4 protein-coding genes are annotated in these 3594 nt (G+C 51.1%); 2 read left to right on the forward strand and 2 right to left on the reverse strand.

The genetic code is table 11. From position 1 onward, the window contains the following. Positions 1 to 1154, reverse strand: a 1154-nt coding sequence (locus tag ACEW8P_RS06935; protein ID WP_373512369.1) for an MATE family efflux transporter, incomplete at its 3' end; no start/stop codon positions are given. 329 nt (positions 1155 to 1483) lie between these two features. Between ACEW8P_RS06935 and ACEW8P_RS06940 the strand changes: the two genes are divergently transcribed. After that, positions 1484 to 1960: a flavin reductase family protein gene (locus tag ACEW8P_RS06940; RefSeq protein ID WP_373512370.1), complete on the forward strand. Its 477-nt coding sequence runs from the start codon at positions 1484 to 1486 to the stop codon at positions 1958 to 1960. 11 nt (positions 1961 to 1971) lie between these two features. On the opposite strand, the gene purQ is transcribed toward ACEW8P_RS06940, so the two are convergent. Further along, the gene (purQ, locus tag ACEW8P_RS06945) at positions 1972 to 2658 is read right to left on the reverse strand and encodes a phosphoribosylformylglycinamidine synthase subunit PurQ (protein ID WP_373512371.1); all 687 of its coding nucleotides are present in this window, start codon (positions 2656 to 2658) and stop codon (positions 1972 to 1974) included. A 177-nt stretch (positions 2659 to 2835) separates the two neighbouring features. On the opposite strand from purQ, the gene ACEW8P_RS06950 reads away from it, so the two are divergent. Continuing rightward, positions 2836 to 3594 (forward strand): mechanosensitive ion channel family protein (locus ACEW8P_RS06950; protein WP_373512372.1); only part of this gene is annotated, 759 nt, incomplete at its 3' end.

The following is a 3594-nucleotide window of genomic DNA, read 5'->3' on the forward strand; positions in this document are numbered from 1 at the left end:
TAAGCGTAGGCTCCGTAGCCCAGGCACAACACGCGCAGAGTCATGACACCCGTCTGCACTACGGCGGCCTCAACGCTAAACCAACCGACGATGGGTTCAGCGGCGATGAAAAATAGTAGGGCTACGCCTAGAAGAAACCACATATTGTATTTAGCCGTGCGCCAAACGGAAGTTTCTGCGCGGTCGGGTTGATTGGCACCGAGGTTTTGGCCGACGAGCGTGGCGGCGGCATTGGCCATGCCCCAGGAAGGGAGCAATGTAAAAATAATGATACGAATCGCGATGGTATAGCCCGCCACGACATCGCTGCCGAACTCAGCCAAAATGCGCGTCAGGAAAATCCAACTCGCCGACGAAATCAAAAACTGTCCGGTGCCGCCCGCCGCAACGTTCAGAATATTCTTGAGTACTGCCCAGTCAGGTGAGAAATCGGGCCATTTAATCGATACAGCTTTCTTAGAGTTGTACAAGAAATACAACTGGTAGCCGACGCCCACCGAGCGGCCAATGGTGGTGGCCACCGCCGCGCCCGTCACGCCCAATTCGGGGAAAAAGCTGATGCCAAAAATGAAGAGCGGGTCCAGAATCATGTTCAAACCGTTAGCGATCCACAACGACCGCATCGCCGCCGAAGCTGAACCCGCCCCGCGCAACGCCCCGCTCAGCGAGTAAAGCAACACGATGACCGGACTACTCAGGAAAGAAATCTGCGCGTAGCGCGTCCCGACGGTAAGCACCTCGGGATCGGCACCCATAAGTTGCAACACGTCGCCAGCGAAATAAGCGCCAAGGCCCGCCATGACGACTGAAATGCCCAGCGAAATGAGAATTACCTGACCGATAGCCTGACCCGCGTCGTTGGCGCGGCCTTCGCCCACGCGCCGGGCCACGATGGCCGTGGCGGCGGTACTCAGCCCGATAGCCACCGAATAAATGAGCGTGATGACCGACTCCGTCAGGCCGACGGTCGCTACGGCTTCGGTGCTAACCTGGGACACAAAGAAAACGTCCACGACCGCAAAGAGCGATTCCATGACCATTTCAAGGATCATAGGGACGGATAAGAGGAAAATAGCGCGGTCGATGCTACCGCTGGTATAGCTCTGCTCGGAGCCGTCGAGGGACGCGCGGAGTAGTTGAAGGTACTTTTTCAAAATAGGAGCGAAGTTGGAACAGGTATTTCTTGCTCACAAAATCAAAAAGCACGGCGTACCTGTTCACCCACAGGAAACAACTGTCTTTTGATGTTTGATCAAGAAATAAAACCCTGTTGCTGAATAAGAAATAGTACCTGACTTTTGTGAGAAAAGCATGTGCGGTACTAAAAAGAAGGCCGAGGGAGAGTCGGCAGTTGGGTTGTCCTAAACCCGTTCGAAGTACTTCATAAGCGTAAAGCGTTTTCGCAAAACTAGAAAAAAAATCTGAGTACCAGATATTTCGACTGATTTTCTATTGCCAATTTCACTCTTACATTTTTCAAAAAATGCCTCGTAAAATTCTGAAATACAAAAACTACGACATTCACTCAGTAAGCACCGTCGCCCTGGACGGACGCCTGAACGCGAACATCGCCATGTGGGTCATGCAAGCGGCTATGGGTGGAAAAATGATTTGCGTCGCGCTCGACAAAACGGACTACACGCTGGAATTGGTAAAAGAAAGCGGTATTTTAAACGTAAATCTTCTGGCCCAAGACCAAACCAAACTCATCGCCAAATTGGGCCGCAAAAGCGGACGGGATACGGACAAATTCAAGAATCTTGCTTACGCGTTGGATGATCGTGGCTGCCCCTACCTGAGTGAAGCGGTGGGCTACATACAAGTCAAAGTGACGGGCTACGCGGATAGCGGCGACCACGAATTAGTGGTTTGCGAAGTGTTAAAACAAACCGTTCTGCACACCGAAAAAAAAGTGTTGACCCACCACTACTTGCGAGAAAAAGGCTTAGTGCGGGGTTGAGGGATTTTCGTTTACACCAAAACCCTAACCACCTGCTCCAAAATAAATTTCCCATCCGCGTTTCCCAGTGCCTCGTCGGAAGCCCGCTCCGGGTGCGGCATCATGCCGAAAACGTTGAACTTCTCGTTGGCAATCCCGGCGATATTGTCCAAACTACCGTTGGGATTGGCTTCATCGGTGATATTCCCGGCAGCGTCGCAGTAGCGGAACAGCACTTGGTCGTTGTCATTCAGTTTTTTCAGGCCGTCGGCGTCGGTGAAATAGCGGCCGTCGCCGTGGGCGATGGGAATGGTGTAGGCGCGGGATTCGAGGTCGGCGGTAAGGGAAGCCGTCTTGCTTTGCGGTAGGAGGTGAATGTTTTTGCAAACGTACTTCTGCGATAAATTCCTGAGCAGAACGCCGGGTAGCAGTCCGGCTTCCACCAAAATCTGGAAGCCGTTGCAAATGCCCATCACGTAGCCGCCGCGGTTGGCGTGGTCGATGACCTCGTTCATCAGCGGCGAGAAACGGGCGATAGCTCCTGTCCGCAGGTAGTCGCCGTAAGAAAAGCCGCCGGGCAAGATCACAAAATCGCAGCCGTGCAAGTCATGGTCTTTGTGCCATAGCTTAACAACCTCCTGACCCAAATTGTGTTGGAGTGCGAAAACGGTATCGTCGTCGCAATTGGAACCAGGGAAAACTACTACGCCAAACTTCATTTTTCAGTATTTAGTAAATAGGATAAATAGAAGTGATTATGGCCATATTGTTATTCGTTCGGCCCAGAGTTTGCACATTACCATGCAAAGACCTAGCTTGCAAGGAATGATTTCTGCTCTCTTTCGTTAAAGGTATAGCAGATCAGCCTATCTTGAAAATATTCAATCGTTTTTTTTATGTTTATCCAAGTTTCAGACTACCTCACACTTATCGGCGATAAACTCGTCATCTGGTACGAGAAGATCGTGACGCTCGTCCCCAACTTCATTCTGGCGATCATTGTCGTCGTGTTGTTTAGTTTCCTTTCGCGCTTTGCCCGGAAAGCTATTGCTCGCATCATGGGCAAGCTTTCGCACAATATTTCATTGGTAGCGCTGGTGTCCACGCTGAGCCGGGTGGCCATCATGGCTGTCGGACTTTTCTGCGCGTTGAGTATTCTGGGTTTGGACAAAACCGTGACATCCCTATTGGCGGGGGCCGGGGTCATTGCCCTGGCAATTGGATTTGCCTTTCAGGATCTGACCGCCAATTTCATCTCAGGTACCTTCATTACGCTGCAACGCCCTATTCAGGTCGGTGACGTAGTCGAGACAAACGGTTTTACGGGAAAAGTAAAGTCTATCAACCTGCGCTCCATCATCATCGAAAACTTTTCGGGCCAGGAGATCGAGATTCCCAGCAAGGATATATTCCAAAAACCAATTACTAACTTCTCCAAATCGGGCCAAAGACGGATTCAAGTAGATTGCGGCATCACCTACACCGATGATCTGGATAATGTACAGCAACTGGCTCTGGAAGCGGTGAACAAGCTGGAATTCGTGAGTGATTTTAAACCCGCCGAATTGCACTTTACCGAGTTCGGCGACAGCAGCATTAATTTTCTGATTTGGTTCTGGCTTAAACAAGAGGTCGCCGGCCCACCCCTCGCCAAG

Origin of the sequence: Persicitalea sp., assembly GCF_041751555.1 — a bacterium.
Lineage (GTDB): Bacteria > Bacteroidota > Bacteroidia > Cytophagales > Spirosomataceae > Persicitalea.